Here is a 1,941-nt window from a genome sequence, read left to right on the forward strand (position 1 = left end):
ATGTGTGACCGGTTGATGTGTGACCGGTTGATGTGCGGCCCGTTGCTCTCTGATCTTTTTTCTTCTTTTTAGGCACTACTATCTCTCCTTTATGTTAATGCTTAGAATACATTGTATTCAAAAAGCCATTAAAATGAACCAACGGATCTCCTACTCAGTAATCTTATTTTGAATTTATTTTTTCAGCATATTATGATGTGTTAAATGACGGGGATTTTCCATTTAAGAGGTATAGAAGCTGTTCATGCGGTTTCAGTCGGAGGTTTTTAAGAAGTAAAATAATGATGATTTTTCTACATATCCAAGAAGGTGCAAAGTATATGTTGTCAAGAAACTCTGCATTTTAGTGGTTCTATCAACACGAATTAAAAAATAAGATTTCCAATTAATGAATCAGTACCATCTTTTCCTTTCTGCATATAATTACAAGGAATTACCTAAACAGGAGGAGAAGATCAATGAATAATGAAATTTTGAGGTCATCAGTTGGCAAAGTAGTCAAAGTTAATCGTGGCGGACCTGACTCCCGGATCGGACAATTGCTGGCAGTACAAGACGATTACTTTGTACTTCTTACCAAAGAAGACGGTGTTCTTTACTATAAAGGTCAGCACGTTAAAAGCATAACGGACAATACAAAGAACGGACTCGAATTTAATCTCCTCGTCCCTAGAAATTTTACGTACATCAGCGGAAAAGTATTTACAGAAGTCATGAACAATTTAAAGTACAAATGGGTGATAATCAACCGTGGCGGACCTGAGAAACATGAAGGGATCCTTGATGATTGTAATGACGATTATGTCACAATTATTTGTAATGAAGAAGTTATTCGTGTATCGACATTCCATATTAAAAACATCAGCTATGATTTGAAAATTGAAGCTCCAGAGAAAGGGAACAAAGAAAAAAATAATGAAGGGAAAAATGATGAAAAAGACAAAAAAGGATCAGATAAGAAAGGAAAAGGGGAAGAACCTCAAAAAACGGAAAGCGAATAATTGCTTTCAGTTATGTTAAATAGGAAAGAAATCGGAGTCTCTTTGAATGGAGGAATGGGATAAGTGATTATGCATATTCTCCTCTTTCAAAGGGGCCCTTATTTGATGAAAAAGGTTTCAACCTGTGAGGGGGATAGAAATGTCGAACCTTTTTTTTTCAGATGCACTTAAATCGCTTATCGGCTATTCAGTAGGCGTCTTTTCAAACGATGGGACATTAATGAAAGGAACAATAGTCGATGTTAAGAAAGATTATTTAATTTTACAGAACACAGAAGAAAAATACATTTACCATCAACTTGCGCAAATAAAGTCAGTTTCAAAAAATGCGAAAGATTTGCAGGCCAACCCGATTAGACAGGATTATTTACAGGCAGAGCAGCTTCATGAAATTTTGGAGCAGTGTAAGTACAGCTGGGTAACGGTCAATTGTTATAATGATCAATTTGTTGCAGGCTTTCTAAGCAAAGTCTTTGATGATCACCTTATTTTAATTAGTGAAGAAGAAAAAATTATTATGCAAAATGCCTGCATTATTAATATATTCCCAGGTGTTTATGAACCTGCTGATGTTGAAGCAAAGGATGAGAGAAGTGAAAATGAATTATCCTCGAAAGGTACAGAAGAAACGGATGAGCAGGATAAAAAAGAACTTTCTACTCGGATAGAAGCAAAGGATGAGAGAAGTGAAAATGAATCATCCTCGAAAGGTACAGAAGAAACGGATGAGCAGGATAAAAAAGAACTTTCTACTCGGATAGAAGCAAAGGATGAGAGAAGTGAAAATGAATCATCTTTGAAAGGTACAGAAGAAACGGATGAGCAGGATAAAAAAGAACTTTCTACTCGGATAGAAGCAAAGGATGAGAGAAGTGAAAATGAATTATCCTCGAAAGGTACAGAAGAAACGGATGAGCAGGATAAAAAAGAACTTTCCACT

General features: G+C 35.8%; 2 protein-coding genes. Both read left to right on the forward strand.

The annotated features are described in order from the left end of the window. Positions 1-458 precede the first annotated feature (458 nt). Positions 459-1,001, forward strand: a complete 543-nt coding sequence (locus tag VQ00_RS17475; RefSeq protein WP_046181411.1) for a hypothetical protein — start codon at positions 459-461, stop codon at positions 999-1,001. A 139-nt stretch (positions 1,002-1,140) separates the two neighbouring features. Continuing rightward, the coding region (locus tag VQ00_RS17480) for a DUF2642 domain-containing protein (RefSeq protein ID WP_046181412.1) at positions 1,141-1,941 on the forward strand (801 nt) is incomplete at its 3' end.

The organism is Domibacillus tundrae, assembly GCF_000970675.1.
GTDB lineage: Bacteria > Bacillota > Bacilli > Bacillales > Domibacillaceae > Domibacillus > Domibacillus tundrae.

Coding starts and splice junctions, on each gene's coding strand:
- VQ00_RS17475 (WP_046181411.1), top strand. CDS start 459: ATGAATAATGAAATTTTGAGGTCATCAGTTGGCAAAGTAGTCAAAGTT.